Annotated in this window: 14 protein-coding genes; 7 read left to right on the top strand and 7 right to left on the bottom strand. The window is 65.2% G+C overall.

Annotated elements, in window-relative coordinates:
- Nucleotides 1–5: 5 nt before the first annotated feature.
- The 6 genes from kdpB to KBA48_RS09880 form a co-directional block, all read right to left on the bottom strand.
- Entirely contained in the window at nt 6–2,096 is a 2,091-nt protein-coding gene (kdpB, locus tag KBA48_RS09900; RefSeq protein ID WP_292905734.1) for a potassium-transporting ATPase subunit KdpB, read from the bottom strand.
- Nucleotides 2,097–2,113: 17 nt separating this feature from the next.
- On the bottom strand, nt 2,114–3,823 hold the full coding sequence (gene kdpA / locus KBA48_RS09895; RefSeq protein WP_292905732.1) for a potassium-transporting ATPase subunit KdpA: 1,710 nt from the start codon (nt 3,821–3,823) through the stop codon (nt 2,114–2,116).
- A 27-nt stretch (nt 3,824–3,850) separates the two neighbouring features.
- Nucleotides 3,851–3,937, bottom strand: a complete 87-nt coding sequence (locus KBA48_RS33025; RefSeq protein ID WP_367273830.1) for a potassium-transporting ATPase subunit F — start codon at nt 3,935–3,937, stop codon at nt 3,851–3,853.
- A gap of 298 nt (nt 3,938–4,235) precedes the next feature.
- Nucleotides 4,236–5,153 (bottom strand): Gfo/Idh/MocA family oxidoreductase, encoded by a 918-nt coding sequence (locus tag KBA48_RS09890; RefSeq protein ID WP_292905730.1) that lies wholly within the window; start codon nt 5,151–5,153, stop codon nt 4,236–4,238.
- Nucleotides 5,154–5,333: 180 nt separating this feature from the next.
- Entirely contained in the window at nt 5,334–6,578 is a 1,245-nt protein-coding gene (locus tag KBA48_RS09885) for a TetR/AcrR family transcriptional regulator (RefSeq protein WP_292905728.1), read from the bottom strand.
- A 75-nt stretch (nt 6,579–6,653) separates the two neighbouring features.
- On the bottom strand, nt 6,654–8,456 hold the full coding sequence (locus KBA48_RS09880; RefSeq protein ID WP_292905726.1) for an acyl-CoA dehydrogenase: 1,803 nt from the start codon (nt 8,454–8,456) through the stop codon (nt 6,654–6,656).
- A 250-nt stretch (nt 8,457–8,706) separates the two neighbouring features.
- Between KBA48_RS09880 and KBA48_RS09875 the strand changes: the two genes are divergently transcribed.
- The 7 genes from KBA48_RS09875 (at nt 8,707) to KBA48_RS09845 (ending at nt 18,907) form a co-directional block, all read left to right on the top strand.
- Nucleotides 8,707–10,956: a TonB-dependent receptor gene (locus KBA48_RS09875; protein ID WP_292905724.1), complete on the top strand. Its 2,250-nt coding sequence runs from the start codon at nt 8,707–8,709 to the stop codon at nt 10,954–10,956.
- 32 nt (nt 10,957–10,988) lie between these two features.
- On the top strand, nt 10,989–12,617 hold the full coding sequence (locus tag KBA48_RS09870) for a carboxylesterase family protein (protein ID WP_292905722.1): 1,629 nt from the start codon (nt 10,989–10,991) through the stop codon (nt 12,615–12,617).
- A gap of 72 nt (nt 12,618–12,689) precedes the next feature.
- A complete protein-coding gene (locus KBA48_RS09865) occupies nt 12,690–13,397 on the top strand; it encodes a TetR/AcrR family transcriptional regulator (protein WP_292905720.1) in 708 nt (235 codons plus the stop codon).
- Between the two features lie 25 nt (nt 13,398–13,422).
- Nucleotides 13,423–15,024: an AMP-binding protein gene (locus KBA48_RS09860; RefSeq protein ID WP_292905718.1), complete on the top strand. Its 1,602-nt coding sequence runs from the start codon at nt 13,423–13,425 to the stop codon at nt 15,022–15,024.
- A gap of 40 nt (nt 15,025–15,064) precedes the next feature.
- On the top strand, nt 15,065–16,366 hold the full coding sequence (locus tag KBA48_RS09855) for a glycoside hydrolase family 1 protein (protein ID WP_292905716.1): 1,302 nt from the start codon (nt 15,065–15,067) through the stop codon (nt 16,364–16,366).
- A gap of 46 nt (nt 16,367–16,412) precedes the next feature.
- On the top strand, nt 16,413–17,588 hold the full coding sequence (locus KBA48_RS09850) for a DUF3089 domain-containing protein (RefSeq protein ID WP_292905714.1): 1,176 nt from the start codon (nt 16,413–16,415) through the stop codon (nt 17,586–17,588).
- A gap of 14 nt (nt 17,589–17,602) precedes the next feature.
- Complete coding sequence (locus KBA48_RS09845; RefSeq protein ID WP_292905712.1) at nt 17,603–18,907, top strand: MFS transporter; 1,305 nt, start codon at nt 17,603–17,605, stop codon at nt 18,905–18,907.
- Nucleotides 18,908–18,986: 79 nt separating this feature from the next.
- Here the strand turns inward: KBA48_RS09845 and KBA48_RS09840 are convergent.
- Nucleotides 18,987–20,207, bottom strand: a 1,221-nt coding sequence (locus KBA48_RS09840; RefSeq protein ID WP_292905710.1) for a carboxylesterase family protein, incomplete at its 5' end; no start/stop codon positions are given.

Genomic DNA, 20,207 nt, shown 5'->3' with positions numbered 1-20,207 from the left:
ACTCCTTATGCCAGACCGATGGCCGTCACGGCCATGTCGATCAGCTTGATACCCAGGAACGGCACGACCAGGCCGCCGACGCCATAGACCAGCAGATTGCGGGAAAGCTGACTGGCCGCCGACCGCGCCCGATAGGCCACCCCCCTGAGCGCCAACGGGATCAGGGCGATGATGATCAGCGCATTGAAGATGATGGCCGACAGGATGGCCGATTGCGGCGTCGCAAGTCCCATGACGTTCAGGGCGCCGAGCGCGGGGTAAATGCCGGCGAACATGGCCGGGATGATGGCGAAATATTTCGCGACATCATTTGCGATGGAGAAGGTGGTCAGGCTGCCGCGCGTCATCAGCAACTGCTTGCCGATGGACACGATCTCGATCAGCTTGGTCGGGTCGCTGTCCAGGTCCACCATGTTACCGGCCTCACGCGCGGCCTGTGTCCCGGTATTCATGGCGACCCCCACATCAGCCTGCGCCAGAGCCGGGGCGTCGTTCGTGCCGTCGCCGCACATGGCGACCAGACGCCCGTCGGCCTGTTCGCGGCGGATCAGGTTCAGCTTGTCCTCCGGCGTCGCCTGGGCCAGGAAATCATCCACCCCGGCCTCTGCGGCGATGGCCGCCGCCGTCAGGGGATTGTCGCCCGTGATCATGACCGTCCGGATGCCCATGCGGCGCAGTTCGGCGAAACGATCCCGGATACCGCCCTTGATGATGTCCTTCAGATGCACAACGCCCAGCACCCGGTCACCGCGCGCCACGGCCAGGGGCGTGCCACCGGCCGTGGCGATGCGGTCGGATATCGCCTCCAGTTCCGGCATCTTCACCAGATTGGTCCCGCGCAGCGCCGCGACATGGCGCAGGACGGCATCGACCGCTCCCTTGCGGATGGGCACGCCCGCGATGTCGACGCCGCTCATCCGCGTCTGGGCGGCGAAGGGAACGAAGCGGGCCTCCTGGGTGGGGATTTCGGGTTGACGCAGCCCGTACTTGTCCTTGGCCAGCACAACGATGGACCGGCCTTCCGGCGTTTCGTCCGACAGGCTGGACAGTTGGGCGGCCTCGGCCAGTTCACGCGGCGTCACGCCGGCCAGCGGCAGAAAGTCGGTGGCGTGACGGTTGCCCAGCGTGATGGTTCCCGTCTTGTCCAGCAGCAGCGTGTCGACATCGCCCGCCGCCTCCACCGCGCGACCGGAGGTGGCCAGCACGTTGAAACGGACGAGCCGGTCCATGCCGGCAATGCCGATGGCGGACAGCAGGGCGCCGATGGTGGTGGGGATCAGCGTGACGAACAAGGCCACCAGCACCACCACCGGCACCGACCCGCCGGCATAGGCGACAAAGCCCGGAATGGACATCACGGCCAGCAGGAAGATCAGCGACAGGCCGACCAGAAGCAGGTTCAAGGCGATTTCGTTCGGCGTCTTCTGGCGTTCCGCCCCTTCGACCAGGGCGATCATCCGGTCCAGAAAGGTCGCGCCCTGGGCCGCCGTGATCCGCACGATGATCTGGTCGGACAGCACCCGCGTTCCGCCCGTCACTGCCGACCGGTCACCGCCGCTTTCGCGGATCACGGGCGCGCTTTCCCCCGTGATGGCGCTTTCATCCACGGTGGCGATGCCCTGGACGATCTCGCCATCGCCGGGGATCAGTTCGCCCGCCGCGACCACAACATGATCACCCACGACAAGCACCGCCGCCGGAACCGTCTCCACCCCATCCGTCAGACCTTCGCCCAGCAGGCGGCGGGCCACCGTTTCCGTGCGCGCCCGCCGCAGGGACGCCGCCTGGGCCTTGCCACGACCCTCCGCCACCGCTTCGGCGAAATTGGCGAACAGCACCGTGAACCACAGCCACAGCACGATCTGGATGGAAAAGCCCGTGCCCTGGTTCCCGGCCGCCAGGTCGCGCAGCAGCAAGACGCTGCTCAAGACCGCCACGACAGCCACCAGGAACATCACCGGGTTGCGGACCAGCACCGCCGGATGCAGCTTCGCATAACTGGCCCGGACGGCGGGCCACAGGATGGCGCCGTCCAGGACGGAGGTCCGGGCCAGCCGCTTGTTGCCGTGACCTGTCACGATATCAGCATTCCTCATGATTTTTCTCCGGCCGCTCAGGGTTGCACGGCGGCGGTCAGCATCAGATGCTCGACCACCGGCCCCAGCGACAAGGCGGGGAAATAGGTCAACCCGCCGACGATCAGGATCACACCCACCAGCAACCCGACGAACAGTAGCCCCGTGGTGGGGAAGCTGCCGGCCGAGGGGGGCACCAGTTTTTTCGCCGCCAGCGACCCGGCAGCGGCCAGCATGGGCACGATGATCAGGAAACGCCCCACAAACATCGCGATGCCCAGCGTCACCGTGTACCAGACGTTGCTGGCGGTCAGGCCGGCAAAGGCGCTGCCATTGTTGGCGGCGGCGGAGCTGTAGGCATAGAAGACTTCGGAAAAGCCATGCGGCCCCGCATCCTGGATACCCGACAGGCCATCGGGAATGACCAGGGCCACGGCCGTGAAGGCCAGGATCATGGCCGGCATGGCCAGGATGGCCAGGACGGTCATCTTGATTTCCCGCGCTTCCAGCTTCTTGCCGACATATTCCGGCGTGCGGCCCACCATCAGGCCAGCCACGAACAGCGTAATGACGGCCATCAGCAGCATGCCGTACAGGCCCGCCCCCACGCCGCCCACGATGATCTCTCCCAGCAGCATGTTCACCATGGGCACCATGCCGCCCAGCGGCATGAAACTGTCATGCATGGCGTTCACGGCGCCACAGGATGCAGCGGTGGTGATGACGGCAAAAAGCGCCGACATGGCGGTGCCGAACCGCACCTCCTTGCCTTCCATGTTGCCCAGGGTCTGATCGATATGGAACCCGGCAAACAGGGGATTGCCGCCGGCCTCCGCCCACCACGTCACCGTGACGCCCGCCAGGAACAGCACGCCCATGGCCCCCAGGATGGCCCAGCCCTGCTTTTCATTGCCGACCGCGCGACCGAACAGATTGGTCAGACCGGCACCGATGGCGAAGATCATCACCATCTGCACAAAGTTCGACAGGGCCGTGGGATTCTCATAGGGATGGGCCGAATTGGCGTTGAAGAAGCCGCCACCATTGGTGCCCAGCATCTTGATGGCCAACTGGCTGGCAACCGGCCCCTGGGCGATGGTCTGCTTCGCGCCCTCCACCGTGGTGGCCATGGCATAGGCGTCGAAATTCTGCGGCACACCCTGCCAGACGAAGAAAAGCGCGGCCAGGATACTGATCGGCAGCAGCAGGTACAGCGTGGCACGGGTCATATCGACCCAGAAATTGCCGATGGTCCGCGCCGACCGGCGGGCAAAGCCGCGTACCAGCGCCAGCGCCAGCGCGATGCCCGTCGCCGCCGACAGAAAATTCTGCACCGTCAGCCCCGTCATCTGGCTGAGATAGCTCATGGTGGTTTCACCACCATAGGATTGCCAGTTCGTGTTGGTAACGAAGCTGATGGCCGTGTTGAAGGCCAGTTCCGGCGCCACTGCCGGCAACCCCTGCGGGTTGAGCGGCAGCAGGTCCTGGAACCGCAGAACGGCGTAAAGAAAGGCCACACCAGCCAGATTGAACAGCAGCATGGCCACCGCATAGGTCAGCCAATGCTGTTCGGTCCGGTCATCGACACCGGCCAGCTTGTAGAAGCCCGCCTCCACCGGCCGCAGCACAGGGTAAAGCAGGGTGCGTTCACCCGCGAAGATGCGCGTCATGTAGCCGCCCAGCGGCCGCGTGACGGCAATGATGATCGCGCAGAACAGCGCAATCTGTATCCAGCCAATCAGGGTCAAGTCGGAAACTCCGCTATCCGGCGGCGTTCAATAACGCTCGGGCCGGCACAGGACATGGATCAGATAGAGGGCAAGGCCCACGGCCGTGACGATCCCCAGGATCAAATCCAGCATCGCCTCACACTCCCTCGCAAGCGTAGGCGTAGCCGATGCCAAGGGCGAACAGCCCCAGGACCAGCGCGATCATCAAAATGTCTGTCATGGTTTCCCACATCGTTCCCCGCGCGGACGCACGGCATCGGATGCATTGGAAAACAAGCGGGCCTCAATGTTCGATGGGGATTCAGGGGGCTAAAAGTAAAAATTCACTTATGCCCCCGGTACGCGGACCATCACGATTACATCTTATTTATCTGATATTTTTTCGGCATAAGGCATGGCCGGAACAGTTCCCCCTCAACCGAAAACCGGTCTAGAAGTCGAAAGGGGCCACCAGATGGCGCGTGGCGATCATAAAACTGTCGGCCACAAACAGCAGCGGGCGCAAGTCCACATCGCTCTGGCGCGTGCGCACCAGTTCTGCGAACCGCTTGTAAAGACGGGCATATTCCTCGTCAGCGCCACTCACCGGCGGCTGGCCGGGCAGTTCCAGGATGCTGCCGCCCATGCCAAGGCGCAGCATGCCGGCATCGGTGTCGACCTCGATGTCCCAGGTCTGCCGGCCGGTCTGCAGGAAATCCAGGCGGACGTCGCCGGGCGCGTCACCGGTGCGGAACCGGATCGATGCGGCAATGGGGCTGACGCGGTTCGACGGCACCTCCAGCTCCGCATCCAGCACTGTCAGCGCTTCCGGCAGGATGCGCGTGGCGATGGACAGCGCGTTGATGCCCGGATCGAAGACACCGAAACCACCGGCTGCCAGGATCCAATCCTGACCGGGATGCCATTGCCGGATATTCTCCATCCAGCGGATGCGCACCGCATCAATCCGGCGCGATGCCAGCCAATCGCGGGCGGCATCGACCTCCGCCGCCTCGCGGGAATGCCAGGTGGTAAACAGAACCGTGCCGTGCTTGCGCGCTTCCTGGGCCAGCGCCTCCACCTCCGACACCGTGGCCGCGGGCGGCTTTTCCAGCATCAGATCCTTGCCGGCCCGGATGGCGACCATCGCCTGTTCGAACCGCCCGCCGGGCGGGGTGCAGAGCGACACGGCCTGGATGTCGGGCCGGGCCGCCAGCATCTCTTCAACCGATGCGTACCCCGCGACGCCGTCCACAGTGCCCTGACGGCTCGCCGTCGCCGTCAGCACGAAATCAGCGCTTTTCGACAAGGCCGGGACATGTTGATCCCGCGCGATCTTACCGACCCCGACAAGTCCAAGTCTGATCATCCGCGCATGATCCCATTTAATAATATTATATCCGCTTCTACCCCAGAAGCCGGAGCGCTTCAACGCGCGACATCGTGATCACCAGATGGCCGCGCCCATTTCGGCGTCGCGGCGCCCGGTTGCTGCTGATCCTGTATGGCACCCGGCTGACCTGCGGGGTGAAGAAAACCTGCATCGACATCACGGTGAGAGCCAGAAACGCCTTTCCACCAAGGCAGTCAGGTCGGCGGCAAAGTCGCGGCGCACATTTTCCAGTTCCTGCAACGGGGCACCGACAGCCAGCAGCCGCACCAGCTTTCCGATAAAAATACATTGCGGCAACAGGGCATCCAACGGGCGCAAGGCAACGCCCATGGTTTCCAGCACATGATTCCAGGCCCTGATCTGGTCGGTGACGCTGTTCCAGATCATGGGGCGCAGCTCCGGTCGCCGCGATGCCTCCAGCCAGATGGTGAAATTGGCCAGGTTCTGATCACCGAAGGCCGTCACTTCGCGCAGGAACACGACGGCGGTCCGGTCGATCAGGCGTTCCAGATCATGCGGGCCACTGTCCATGGCGGCGGCAAGCCGGTAACGCTGCTTCGAATTCTCGAACAACTGCGCCTGGGCAGCGGCCAGCAGGCCTTCCACCGTCGGGAAATGGTAGGCCGGGCCCGCCGGGGCCAACCCCGCCTGCACAGCAACCGTCCGGTAACTGACGGCGGCGCTGCCGTCCCGCGTCAGGATGGCGATGGCGGCGGCAATGATCCTGTCGCGCGTTTCGGCCGATTTACGCCCGGGCTTGGCCGCCGGTGGGACGGCAACGGCAGAGGACGGCGCCCAGGCGTGCTGTGGCGCGGCACCGTGCAGGAAGACGGCGGCGACCTGCGCCTCCGTCAGCCCCAAGCCCAGCACCATCAGCATCAGGCCGATGACCGTATCGACGGCCGAACGGGCGGCCGCCTGCGGGGTCGGCACACCCGTCGCCCCGGCGATGCCTTCCCAGATCATCGGCAGGCCGGCGAACCATTCCTGGGCCAGGGCCAGGCTTTCCGCATGGCGCGGGGCATCCAGCATGATCTCCGTCCAGCAGACGGAACCCGTCCGATCGCGCTCCACGGCGTTGATCAGCAGCCGGACAACATAATCATGGACGGACACATGGCGACCGGATCGGGCTGCGCGCTGGAACGCCGACCTGTAACCGTCCAATATCCGGTTCGACGCGGCCGCAACCATGTCGAACTTGCTGTCGAAATAGTAGGTGGTGGCGGCCAACGAGACACCGGCCTCCCGCGCCACCAGCCGGTGCGTCAGGCCCGCGATGCCATGGCTTGCCAGCAGCGCGACAATGGCATCCACCATGCGGGCCCGGCGCTGCTGGGATCGTTCCTGCTTTTCTCCGCGACGTCGTTCGATCGGCCCGGATGCGGCTTGCTCACTCATGGCACCCACGGCGCTGTTCGGTGGCGCAAAACTACCGCCCCGTAAGCCCGCGCGGCAAGCCCCCGGTCGGACAATTCAGTCACCCAGGAACTGCGCCGGCGTGACGTCGAGGCAGGTGCTGTCCAGCCGTTCCACCAGAACCAGCAAGGGCAGGGCGCGGGGCAGTTCGTAGCGGAAAAAATACCGGCAGGCGGCGATCTTGCCCTGGTGGAAATCCGTCTCCCCCGCACCGGTCCCGCTTTCCAGCGCCCGGCTGGCGGCCACGGCCTGCTTCAACCACAGCCAGGCAATCACAATCTGGCCGAAACCATCCAGGTACAGGGTGGCGTTGGCCAGGGCATGTTCAGGGTCCTTGCAGGCAAGCACGGCGCGGGTGGCACGGCCCAGCCCCGCCAGCGCACCATGCAGGGCGTCGATCTCGTCACCGAAACCGCCCTGGGCCTCTGCCGCGTCCTGGGTCTGGCCGATCTCCAGCACCAGCAGATCCATAGCCCATCCGCCTTCCATCCGCACCTTGCGGCCCAGCAGGTCCAGCCCGTGGATGCCATAGGCGCCTTCATGGATGGCGTTCAGGCGGTTGTCGCGGTAATGGCGCTCCACCGGATAATCGCGGGTATAGCCGTATCCGCCCAGCACCTGGATGGCCAGCTTGTTGGCTTCCAGGCAATGTTCTGCGGGCCAGGATTTGGCCATCGGGGTCAACAGTTCCAGCAGCAGGTGCAGGTCGCGCCGTTCCGTCTCGTCCGTGGCTGTCGCCATCCGGTCGACCAGCATCGTGCAATAGCAGGACAGGGCCAGCGCCCCCTCCACGGCCACCTTCTGGGCCAGCAGCATGCGGCGCACATCCGCATGCTCGATGATCGGCACCTGCGGCGTGGTGGCGTCCTTGTTGCGCAAGGGACGCCCCTGGGGCCGGGTGCGGGCATAGTCCAGGGAATAGAGATATCCCGCCTGTGCCGACATGGCGGAATTGGCACCGACGCCGATCCGCGCCTCGTTCATCATATGGAACATGCAGGCAAGGCCCTGGTGCGGCTCGCCCAGCAGATAGCCCAGGCAGTCGCCGCCTTCCCCGAAATTTAACAGACAGTTGGTGGTCCCGCGCTGCCCCATCTTATGGTTCAGGCCGGCCAGCGCGATATTGTTGAATTCCCCCGGCGTGCCATCCGCCCCGACCCGGTATTTGGGCACGATGAACAGGGACAGGCCCTTCACCCCCGGCGGCCCGTCGGGACGGCGCGCCAGAACCATATGGACGATGTTTTCCGTCAGGTCATGATCGCCGCCGGAAATCCACATCTTGGTACCGGTGATGCGGTGCAGGCGTCCTTCCAGCGGTTCCGCGCGGGTGCGGATATCGGACAGCGACGACCCCGCCTGCGGCTCCGACAGGCACATGGTGCCGAACCAGCGCCCTTCCATCATGGGCCGCAGGAACAGCAATTTCTGTTCATCCGTACCAAAAGACGCCAGCATGTTGGCGCCGGCCACGGTCAGAAGCTGGTAATTGGCGATGCCGATATTGGCGGCGGCCAGGATGCCGTTGATCAGCATCGTCACCGTGGCCGGCATCCCCAGCCCGCCCAGTTCATGATCAAAACCGGCAGAGAAAAGACCGGCTTCCGCGCAGGCCCCCAGCGCCCGTCTGACCCGCGCATCGACCTGCACCCGCCCCTCGGTGAAATGCGGCTCATGCGCGTCAAGATCGGCCGCACAGGGCAGAAATTCGTTCTCCGCAATGGCCTGGACGGTATCCAGGACCGCATCCACCGCCGCGCGGTCATAGCCGGCGAAGCGTGGGGCCGACAGCACCGTCCCAAAGCCCAAGGTCTCATAAAGCAAGAAGTCCAGGTTCCGGCGATGCACGACCAGGGACATGAGAACCACTCCTGTCAGGTTCCGGGGCGGGACGCACAGTCCCTTGACGATGGCATCGAATACGGGATGCCCCTGATGGCGGTCAACATATTTTGATCGATCGTACCATTTTTATGCCACGACGCCTCTGACCGGAAAATTAATACTGACTTCCGTGTCAGTCAGTATTGACGATGGCCGGACGGTATGAGAACGTCAGTCCATTCGCGCAAAAGCGTCGCCAAGACGCCGCCGAAACAGGGAGGAAAAATTGAGAAACCTAGCTTGCGCGGCGTCGGCAACGGCGTTGCTGGCGGCGGCGTCCGCCGCTGTCGCCCAGACCCCGTCGAACGACGCGGTGGTACTGGAAGAGATCGTGGTGACGGCGACCCGTCGTGCCGAACGGTTGCAGGATGTCCCGCTGTCCATCACGGCCTTCACCCAGACCGAACTGACCCAGAAGGGCATTGTCGGCGTCGAAGGCATCGCCAAGGAGACGCCGGGCGTGGTGATGGATAACCGCAGCAGCAACAATCTCAGCGTCACGACGCGCGGCATCTCGGTCAATGGCTATGATGCCGGATTGCAAAGCACGACCACCATCTATCTGAACGACCTGCCGCTGACCACCATCGGCAATTCGGTGACGCTGGACCCCACCCTGTTTGATGTGGAGCGGGTGGAATTCCTGCGCGGGCCGCAGGGCACGCTGTTCGGATCGGGTTCGCTGTCGGGCGCCCTGCGCATCCTGACCAAAAGTCCGGACCTGACCCAGACCGACAAGTCGCTGTCGGTGGATGGCGGCTATACGCCGGCCTCCAACGGTCTGCGCCAGCGCTATAACGGCATGGTGAACGTGCCACTGGTGGAGGACAAGCTGGGCCTGCGCGTTGTCGGCTTCTACCGGCACGAAGATGGCTATGTGGAGAATACCGGTACCGGGAAGAAACACGCCAACACGCTGGAAAGTGTGGGCGGCCGGGCCATGCTGCTCTGGCAGCCGACCGAACGGCTCAGCCTGAAGCTGATGGCGCTGTATGAGGACAGCCAGCCGGAAGACGCCTCGCTGGTCACCCCGTCGCTGGGCAAGCGCAAGCGCTACACGACCATGCCGGACCTCTATACGTCGCAAACCCAGCAATATAATGCGACGCTGGATTATGATTTCGACTGGGCACACCTGACCAGCTCGACCAGCTATGGGCACCAGAAGGGGCATTTCGACGTCGATCTGTCCGGCACCTTCAATCTGGCACTCCCCTATGACCTGTTCAACACTGGCGTCTGGAAGACCCTGGTGCAGGAAACGCGGCTGGTCTCCGCCACGGGCGGGCGGTTCGACTGGACGGTGGGCGGCTATTACCTGCATCGCGACCAGTTCCTGGATGCGCGTCAGGCGTCGCGGCCTGACTTCCTGGCCGCACGCGGCATCACCGGCCTGATGCCGGACGGCACCTTCTATTCGAATGTGACGGATGCAGAATCCTATGAACTGGCCGGCTTCGGGGAACTGACCTGGCACATCACCGACAAGCTGTCGGCCATCGGCGGCCTGCGCTATGGCAAGTACAAGACGACGGTGGATGTACTGTCGGGCTTCAACTCGGCCTATTTCACCTATGCGCTGGGCGGCATCCGGGGACCGCTGGCGCTGGTGCCCACGGCACCGGTGACCCGCGATTATCCGTCGACCGAAAAATCCTCCTGGAAGGCCAGCCTGTCCTATGAGCCGTCGCGCAACATGACGCTCTATACGACGGTATCCACGGGTTACCGCACACCCGTCTATAATGTGCGGGCCGGCAGTGTCAGCACGGTTACCCCAAGCGATCTGGTCATTCCCGGCGGCGCCAGTTCCGACGATCTGACCAATTACGAGGCGGGGATCAAGGGCACCTGGCTGGACGGCAAGCTGACGGCCAATCTGGCCGCCTATTACATCGACTGGTCGAACCTGCAGGTCCAGGCCAACCGCGTGTCGGACTCTGTGCAGTTCGCCACCAATATCGGCCAGGCGGTCAGCAAGGGGCTGGAAGCGGAAGTCACGGTGCGGCCCACACGCGGCCTGACCCTGGGTCTGAACGCCGCCTTGAACGATGCCAAGGTGACCAAACTGTCGACGCAGCAGGCGCAGGTTTCCGGAGCCGTGGACGGGTCACGTCTGGCCTCCCCGCATCTGCAGGGATCGTTCTTCGGCAGCTACAGCTACACGCTGTTCGACGACCGGCCCGCCTTCACCAGTTTCCAGATCCAGCATGTCGGGTCGTTCCCGGTCGGGTTCCCCAACACGCCGGGCAAGCCCACCGTGCCGCGCCCGACCTATGACAGCACCGACGCCTATACGCTGCTGAACCTGCAGACGGGCATCACCTTCAACGATCTGACCGTCACGCTGTATGGCGAGAACCTGACCAACCGCAACGCCATCACCTATGTGCATCCCGAAGCGTTCGTCTATAGCCGCTATGCCGTGACAAGGCCGCTGACCGTCGGTGTGCGCCTGGGGTACAATCTATGGTAAGGGCGGCCGCGCCCGCCGGGTGGCGGGCCTGGATGGCGGCGACAGGCCTTTGCCTGACCGTCGCCATCGGGGGCTGGCAGCATGCCGCGATGGCCGCACCCGCCACGGGGCCGCGTGTCCAGGTCGGCGGCGGCGGCCTGCTGGAAGGTACGGCCGTCAGCGACGGGGTGGTGTCCTACAAGGGCATCCCCTATGCCCAGCCACCGACGGGCGACCAGCGCTGGCGCCCGCCGGTCCCGGCGCAGCCCTGGCAAGGCGTGCGCGAGGCGAAAAGCTTCGGCCCCGCCTGCCTGCAGCCGCCACCGGTGCCCACCAGCCTCTATTATGGTGGCATGGCCGCGATGGCGGAGGATTGCCTGAGCCTGAATGTCTGGGCACCCAACGATGCAAAGAACCTGCCCGTCATGGTCTGGATCCATGGCGGGGCCCTGGTGGGGGGCAGCAGTTCCGAACCGCTTTATGACGGGACGAAGATTGCGCAGAAGGGCGTGATCTTGGTGTCCATCAATTACCGGCTGGGACTGCTGGGCTTCCTGGCACATCCGGCGCTCAGCGCTGAATCGCCGGACAAATTGTCGGGCAATTACGGTCTGATGGACCAGATCGCGGCGCTGCGCTGGGTCCGCGACAATATCGCTGCCTTCGGTGGCGATCCGACCAAGGTTACCATCGCGGGTGAATCGGCGGGCGGTCTGTCCGTCATCGCCCTGATGGCCAGCCCGCAGGCCCATGGCCTGTTCCGCGCCGCCATCACGCAGAGCGGTTACATGCCGGCCTACCGCGCCCTGCGGGAGGAGACGTTGGGCCTGCCTTCGGCCGAGGCGATGGGGGCGGCCCTGGGCAAGGCGGCGGGCGTCGGCGATGCGGCGTCGCTGCGCAAGGCTGATCTGGTGACCCTGTTCAGGGCCGGTCCGGCCACCGGCTGGGCGCCGGAGCCGGTGATCGACGGTGCCGTGCTGAAGCGGCAGCTTGCCGACAGTTTCGCCCTGGGTGAACAGGCCAAGGTCCCCGTCCTGGCCGGCTTCAACGAGGGGGAAATCCGGTCCCTGCCCTTCCTGATGCCGAAGAATATTCCCGCCACCAAGGCGGCGTATGAGGCGGATATCCGTGCCCGCTTCGGTGACGGCGCCTCGGCCTATCTCGCCCTTTATCCCGGCGACGACCCGAAGGAGGATGCGGCCGCGTCCATCCGCGACGGTCTTTACGGCTGGGCCGCGCAGAATGTGGCGCGGCAGCAGGCGGCGGCGGGACAGCCGGCCTATCTCTATTATTTCCGGCACAGCACGCCGGCCCAGCGGGACCGCAATCTGGCCGCCTTCCATGCCAGCGAACTGCCCTACATGTTCGGGCAGGTCGGACCGGATGCGGCCCTGGGCCCGAACTGGCCCAAACCGCCGCTGAGCGGGGATGAGGCAAAGCTGTCGGCGGCCATGATGGGTTACTGGCTTTCCTTTGTCCGCGACGGCGTTCCGCGCGCCGAGGGCGAGGCCGCCTGGCCCCGCTATGCGGTGGGGGAGGCTGGTTACCTGGACATTGGCGAGCATCCGGCGGCGGGGAACTGGCTGCAGGCCGGTCCCTTCGCCCATGCCGACGCGCTGGTCGAAAGCCGGCGGCGGCAGGGACGTGCCTGGCGTCTCGACATCGGGTTCGCCGCCTTTTAACCGTACTGGGAAAGAGCCGGGTGGCAAGTGCGCCGCCCGGCAGGAGCCCCCAGGTCGGGAGTTTGGAGTATCATGAGCGACGTTGAACAACCTGCCCGTGGCAAGAACCACAAGGCCCGTGTCCGGGAAGCGTCCATCGAACGCATCCTGGACGCGGCCGAGCAGCTCTTCGCCGAATTCGGCTATCACGGCTTCACGCTGAAGGATGTGGCGGCCAAGGTCGGCGTCAGTTCAACCCTGATCCATTACCATTTCAGCGGTAAGGACAGCATCTGCGAGGCGGTATGGGCCCGCAAGGCGCCGATTTCCGCCCGCAACCGCCTGGAATCCATGCGCCGCTATGCCGAGGAGGCGGGCGACAAGATCACGGTCGAAGGGGCCTTGGCCTCCTGGATCGATGCCGACCTGAATGTGCAGATCGATGAGACGGACCAGTGGCGGGCCTTCGGCAAGATCGCGGCGCAGGCCAACAGCGCGGCCGGCTGGGGTGCCGAGAAGATGACCAAATATTTCAACCCGGTCGTCCTGGCCCTGATCGACCTGCTGAAAAAGGCCATGCCGGACTGTGACGAGGAAACGATCTTCTGGGGCTACCATTTCGTGTCCGGCGCCATGACGCACAACATGGCCCGCACGGGCCGTCTGGACGAACTGTCCCACGGTCTTTGTTCCTCCGACGATTTTGTCTCCATCCGGCGGCACATGGCGAAATTCATGGCCGCCGGGTTCGAAGCCATCTGCCGGGAAGAAGCGGCCCGGAAACGACAGACATCCCCCTAGCGATGCGCGGGAGCATAGCAACAAGATGACTACCCCCTTACAAGCCGGCGCCATGCAGCCCTATGCGCTGACGCTGGACCGTTTCATCGAGCATGCGGCCAAGTGGCATGGCGCCACGGAGGTCGTGACGGCCGGTGGCGGCGGGGTCACCACCCGGATCGGTTATGCGGCGTTGCGCGACCGCGCCCGGCGCCTCTCCGGCGCGTTTCAGGCGCTGGGCCTGGACGCCGGGGACAATCTGGGCCTGCTGGCCTGGAACAGTCAGGCGCATATGGAATGCTGGTACGGGGCTGTCGGTGTGGGCATCGTCTGCCACACGCTGAACCCCCGCCTGTCGCCGGCCCATCTGGCCGGCATGATCCGGCAGGCCGGCAACCGTGTACTGGCCGTCAGCCCCGACCTGACGGAACTGGCCCGCACGCTGGTCGAACTGTGCCCCGGGATTGAGTGTGTCGTGGTACTGGACGAGCCGGGCGCATCCGACCCGCCGCCCGATTGCGGGGGCGTGAAGGTCTGGGCCTATGACGATCTTCTGGCCACCCTGGGCCGGGATGTCGGGTGGGAGTGGGCAGACGAGAATGCGCCCGCCGGCCTCTGCTTCACGTCGGGCACGACGGGTGCGCCCAAGGGCGTCACCTATACGCACCGATCCAACTATCTGCACACGGTCCATCAGCTTCAAGCCGATGCCTGCGGACTGACCTCGCGCGATTGCGTGCTGGTCGCCGTGCCCATGTTCCATGCCAATGGCTGGGGCTTCCCCTTTTCCGGGCCGGCGGCGGGGGCGAAGCTGGTGCTGCCCGGCCGTCACCAGGATGGGGCCAGCCTTGCCCACCTGATCAACCGGGAGGGCGTGACGGTGGCGGCCGGGGTGGCAACGGTCTGGCTGGGGCTGGCCGATTATCTGGACCGCACGGGCGGGGAAACACCCACCCTGCGCCGCGTCATGGTGGGCGGTGCCGCCATGCCGCAGGCCCTGATGGACCGGCTGGAACGGCGGCTGGGCGTCACCATCCAGACAAGCTGGGGGATGACCGAACTGTCGCCCCTGGGCACCGCCGCCGCCCCAGAGGCACCGATGCGCAACGCGGCACAATCCGGTCGCCCCACGATGGGCGTGGATCTGCTGCTGACCGATGCCGACGGCGTGGCCCTGCCCGAGCAGCGGGGACAGGAAGGCCGCCTGCGGGTGCGCGGCGCCGCCGTGGTCCAGCGCTATTTCGGCCAGGAACAGGGGGCCGTCGATGAAAATGGCTGGTTCGACACGGGCGATCTCGCCCGCATCGATCTGGATGGCAACATCACCATCACGGGCCGCGCCAAGGACCTGATCAAATCGGGCGGCGAGTGGATCAATCCCGGCGAGATCGAAAGTGTTATCGGCACGCTGCCGCAGGTCGCACAGGTCGCCGTCGTCGGCCGGGCCGATCCCAAATGGGGTGAACGCCCCGTGCTGGTGATCGAACCGCACCAGGGAACGGAAATCGCGGATGAGGCCTTGCTGGATGCCCTGCGGCCCCGCGTGCCGTCCTGGTGGCTGCCCGATGCCGTTGTGCGCGTGGCCAGCATGCCCCTGGCCGCCACGGGCAAGATCGACAAGACACGCCTGCGCGCCGACTACGGCTGATTTTTAGTTTCCCCATAAGAAACAAGTCAGGGAGGATCGGATGAGCACGACACGCCGCCAGGTGCTGGCGGGCATGGCCATGGCCGCCACACTCGGGCCCGCGGCCGCGCGGGCCGCACCCCGCCGGGCGCCGCCCAAGGGCTTTCTCTGGGGCTCCGCCATTTCCGCCCATCAGAGCGAAGGCAACAATACCAACTCCGATAGCTGGCTGCTCGAACATCTGCCGGAGACGGTCTACAAGGAACCGTCGGGCAGCGCCTGCGACAGCTATAACCGCTATGCGCAGGATTTCGCCATCGCCCGCGACATCGGCCTGAACTGCTACCGGTTCGGCATCGAATGGGCGCGGATCGAGCCGGAGGAAGGCCGGTTCGACCAGACGCAACTGGATCATTATGTCCGCGTGCTGGCGTCCTGCCGCGACCATGGTCTGCTGCCCATCGTCACCTACAACCATTTTACGGTACCGGTCTGGTTCGCCAGCCGGGGCGGGTGGGAGGCGGCGGACAGTTCCGACCTGTTCGCCCGGTTCTGTGAGCGCGCGACCCGCGCACTGGGTGATCAGATCGGCATGGCCTCGCCCTTCAACGAGGCCAATATCCACCTGCTGGTGAAAGTGTTCCGCATGGCCGCGACACCGGAATACCGCGCCAAGCGGGCCACGATGATCGCGGCGGCGGGGCGTGCGACGGGGTCGCCGCATTTCTCCTCCATCCTGTTCGCGGAACCCGACCGGATCGAGCCCAACCTGCTGGCCGCCCACGCCAAGGCCTATCAGGCGATCAAGGCCGGCCCCGGTGATTTCCCCGTCGGCGTCACCCTGACCACCCAGGCGGTGGAAGCGGTGGGGGAGAACAGCCTGGCGCCACAGGTGGAAAACACGCTCTATGGCGGCTGGTGGGATGCGGTGAACCAGAGCGATTTTGTCGGCGTCCAGGCCTATACCCGCATCCGTGTCGATGCCAAGGGGCCGATGGCGGCCCCGGCAGGGGTGGAGATGACGGCGGCGGGGTATGAATATTACCCCAAGGCCCTGGGATCGGTGATCCGTCTGGCCGCCGCAAAGACAGCCAAGCCCATCTATGTCACCGAAAGCGGCATCGCCACCGACGACGACAGCCGCCGCGTCGCCTGGCTGAATGACAGCGTGGCGGAGGTGGAGCAATGCCTGCGCGACGGTATCGATGTGCGCAGCTACATCTACTGGTCCCTGCTGGACAATTTCGAATGGACGCAGGGATACGGCCAGCATTTCGGTCTGGTGTCCGTGGACCGCGAGCGTTTCACACGGACACCCAAGCCCAGCGCCCGCCATCTGGCCGGGCTTATCAAGGGCACATGAACGACCCCGTCGCCGGGGCACCAACGACATGATCTGGGAGGATGCAATGCGTGGACTGAAACGGCTGCTGCTGGGGGCTGTCCTGTCGCTGGGGCTGACCCCGGCGCAGGCAGAGACAGTACCGGCCGATTACGCGGACGATGCCAGTTGGCTGTGCCGTCCCGGCCGGGACGATGCCTGCGCCATCGACCTGACGGCCACCATCATCCAGGCCGATGGCAGCATGGTGCGGGAACCGTTCACGCGCGCCGCCGACCCGGCCATCGACTGTTTCTATGTCTATCCCACCGTTTCCACCGATCCCGGCGGCAATAGCGACCTGAAGGCAGGGCCAGAGGAAAGTTTTGTGGCGGCGGTGCAGTTCGCGCGGTTCGGGGCCAAGTGCCGGACCTTTGCGCCGCTCTACCGTCAGGCGACGCTGACCTCCCTGCATGCCCGCATGAATGGCGGGGCCGGGCCTGTCGCCGACCGTGCGCTGGCCTATAATGACGTGCTGGCGGCGTGGCGGCATTACATGGCGCATGACAACAAGGGCCGGGGCGTCGTCCTGATCGGGCACAGCCAGGGGGCCGCCGTGCTGCTGTCCCTGATCAAGGCGGAGATCGACGGCAAACCGGTGCAAAAGCAACTCGTCGCCGCCATCCTGCCGGGCACCAATGTTGTCGTGCCGAACGGGGCCGATGTCGGCGGATCGCTGAAACATATCCCCGCCTGTCGGGCGGCGGACCAGACGGGCTGCGTCATCTCCTACGCCTCCTTCCGCGACACTGTCCCGCCGTCGGCCAACAGCCTGTTCGGGCGGGGGGTGGAGCCGATGACCATGCAGGCCTTCCCCAATTCCCACGGGCTCTGCACCAATCCCGCCAGCCTGGGCGGCGGGTCGGCGCCGTTGCGCGCCTATTTTCAGACCGATCTGGGCCCCTGGGCACGCGACGGCTTCGCCTGGACCCGCAACGGACAGCGCATCGACACGCCCTTCGTCACCACACCGGGCCTGCTCAGCGCGGCTTGCGTGACCGATGGCGACAGCCACTATCTGGCGGTGCATGTGGAGGCCGGAAAGGATGATGTGCGCACACAGGATGTGCCGGGCGACGTGGTCGTGAAGGGCCGCACCTTCCCCGACTGGGGCCTGCATCGCATCGACATGCATATCGGCATCGGTGATCTGGTCGATGTCGTGGGCCGGCAGGGTGCCGCCTTCGCCGCCGCCAACCGCTGACCGGAGGACAGGCCATGACAGCGACAGCACAATCCCGGTCCACCACCAAGGTGGCGGCCACGGCGGGGGCCGCCGCCTCCATCGAATGGTATGATTTCTTCATCTATGGCACAGCCGCCGCCCTGGTCTTTCCGGGCCAGTTCTTCCCGTCCGACATGCCGCCCTTCGTGGCACAGATCGCGGCCTTCAGCACCTTTGCCGTCGGCTTCATCGTGCGGCCGCTGGGCGGCATCCTGTTCGGGCATCTGGGCGACATGTTCGGGCGCAGGCGGGCGCTGTCCATCGCCCTGCTGATCATGGGCATCGCTACCACCGCCATCGGCCTTTTGCCGAACTATGCCCAGGCGGGGATTTTCGCGCCCCTGGCCCTGGTGCTGCTGCGCTTCGCCCAGGGGCTGGCCGTGGGCGGGCAATGGGGCGGGGCCGCGCTGATGGCCATCGAAAGCGCGCCCGCCAACCGGCGCGGTTACTATGGCAGCTTCGTGCAGATCGGGGTGCCGGTCGGGCTGGTCCTGGCCAATACCGTCTTTCTGCTGGTCAGCGAGGCGGTATCGCCGGACGCGTTCCAATCCTGGGGATGGCGCGTGCCCTTCCTTCTGTCGGTCGTCCTGGTCGCCATCGGCACCTATGTGCAGCGCCATCTGGAGGAGCCGGAGGAATTCGACAAGGCGGTGCCCACCACCCCGGACAAGCCCCGGGAACTGCCCCTGACCAAGGTGCTGCGCGACCATCTGCCCGACGTGCTGCTGGCCGGCGGGGCGTTTGTCGCCAATAATACCTGCTTCTACATCGCCATCACCTATATCGTCGCCTATGGCACCGCGACGCTGGGCATCGCGCAGGAAACCATGCTGCTGGCGGTGATGTCGTCCAGCGCCATGATGCTGCCGGTGCTGGTCATCTTCGGTGGCCTGTCGGACCGCTACGGGCGGCGCGGCATCTTCATGATCGGCGCGGTGTTGAGCGGGCTATGGGCGTTTGCCATGTTCCCGCTGGTGGAGACCGCCTCCACCCCCCTGATCGTCCTGGCCATCGCGGTGGAGATGCTGTTCATCAGCATGATGTACGGGCCGCAGGCGGCCCTGTTCGCGGAACTGTTCCCCGTCGATGTGCGCTATTCCGGCGCCTCGCTGGGTTATCAGGTCGGGTCGGTGGTGGGCGGCGGCTTCGCACCGATCATCGCCACGGCGCTCTATGCGCATTACCAGTCGACCCTGTCCATCTCCCTCTATCTCTGCGCCATGTGTGCAGTGTCCTTCTTCTCCATCGTGGCGCTGGGCCGCCGTGCCCGGCGTCGGCCGGCTGTAGGTGCAGCATGATGCGGGCTTCGGGGGCGCAGATTGTTCCTGAAATTCGACTGCCGCCCCTTCACGCCAGGGTGAAATAACGGCGACGTGATCAGCAATCCTTCCCCTTGGGCGGCAGGACCGGGGAAATCAGGCCGGCGTTCCAGTTCCACTGCATCGTTCCCGCAGCCCGGCGCCGGCACATGGCGGTTTCGTGCAGGGTGAACATGCCCGGCATCAGGCGCCGCCCCGGCTGTGGCGCATCGATGAAGGCCATGTAGCCCTCATCCTTGCCAAAGACCGGCCAGTCCGGCTGCCCCGTCGCCACCGGCCTGCCGGTGCTGGCGAAGCTGGCCCAATAATCGGTCATGGCGGCGGACAGGGTCCGTTCGACCTGATTGTCCGGCGCCTTGGGCCAATAGGCGGGCGTGCGGTCCATGGTGCCGAAGACATAGGGGATTTCCGCGGCATGGAAGGCGTTCAACCCCTTCTCCGCCGTGGCCGGATAGGCATGGTCGAACAGGTAAGAATAGCCACCCTGCCCCAACGCCGTCTGGCTACGCACCAGCCGTTCCGCCGTCCAGGCGTACAGCGCATCGCGGGACACGGCCAGCATGCTTTCCTCCAGATTATCGGAGGGGTAAAGCCGCAGGAACAGGTCGGCCAGGTCGCCATATTTCTCGGCGATGGCTTTCTCATAGGCCTTGGCATCGGCCGGCTTGGGCGGCAACAGGTGGCGCAGGGTGCGGATTTCGCCGCCATTGAACCCGGCTAGCACGGGGACGGGCGCCTGTTCGCCCCGGTCGAATATATCGACCAGTTGCCCGGTCAGCACCTTGCCATCCACGGTACCCAGCGGGAAATAATTCAGCCGGGCGCCCACATCCACCAGGGCCTGGGCATCCGCCGCACGCATCGCCGCCACATCATTGGCCCCGGCCTGGGCCATCATATAGGCGCCTATGGCCTCCGCCGCGAACTCCCCATGGTTGGGTTTCTTCAGTTCGGGGCCCGAGATCATGTAGCCACTCTGCACGATGGCCTTGGCGAACAGGCCCTTGGCCAGGGGAGAGGCCATCAGATACATGACCGACAGCGCCCCGGCGGATTCCCCCGAAATGGTGACATTGTCGGGATCGCCGCCAAAGGACGCGATATTGTCGCGGACCCAGCGTAGGGAGGCGATCTGGTCCAGCAAGCCGTAATTGCCGGAGATGCCGTCCGGGTTCTCCGCGCTCAATCCCGGATGCGCCATATAACCTAGCACACCCAGCCGGTAGTTGATTGAAACGACCATCACCCCCCGCGCCGCCATCGCGGCCCCGTCATACAT

Origin of the sequence: Niveispirillum sp., from assembly GCF_017996735.1 — a bacterium.
Taxonomy (GTDB): domain Bacteria; phylum Pseudomonadota; class Alphaproteobacteria; order Azospirillales; family Azospirillaceae; genus Niveispirillum.
Note: the sequence above shows the minus strand (reverse complement) of the source record. Positions and strands in the feature narration are given on the sequence as shown.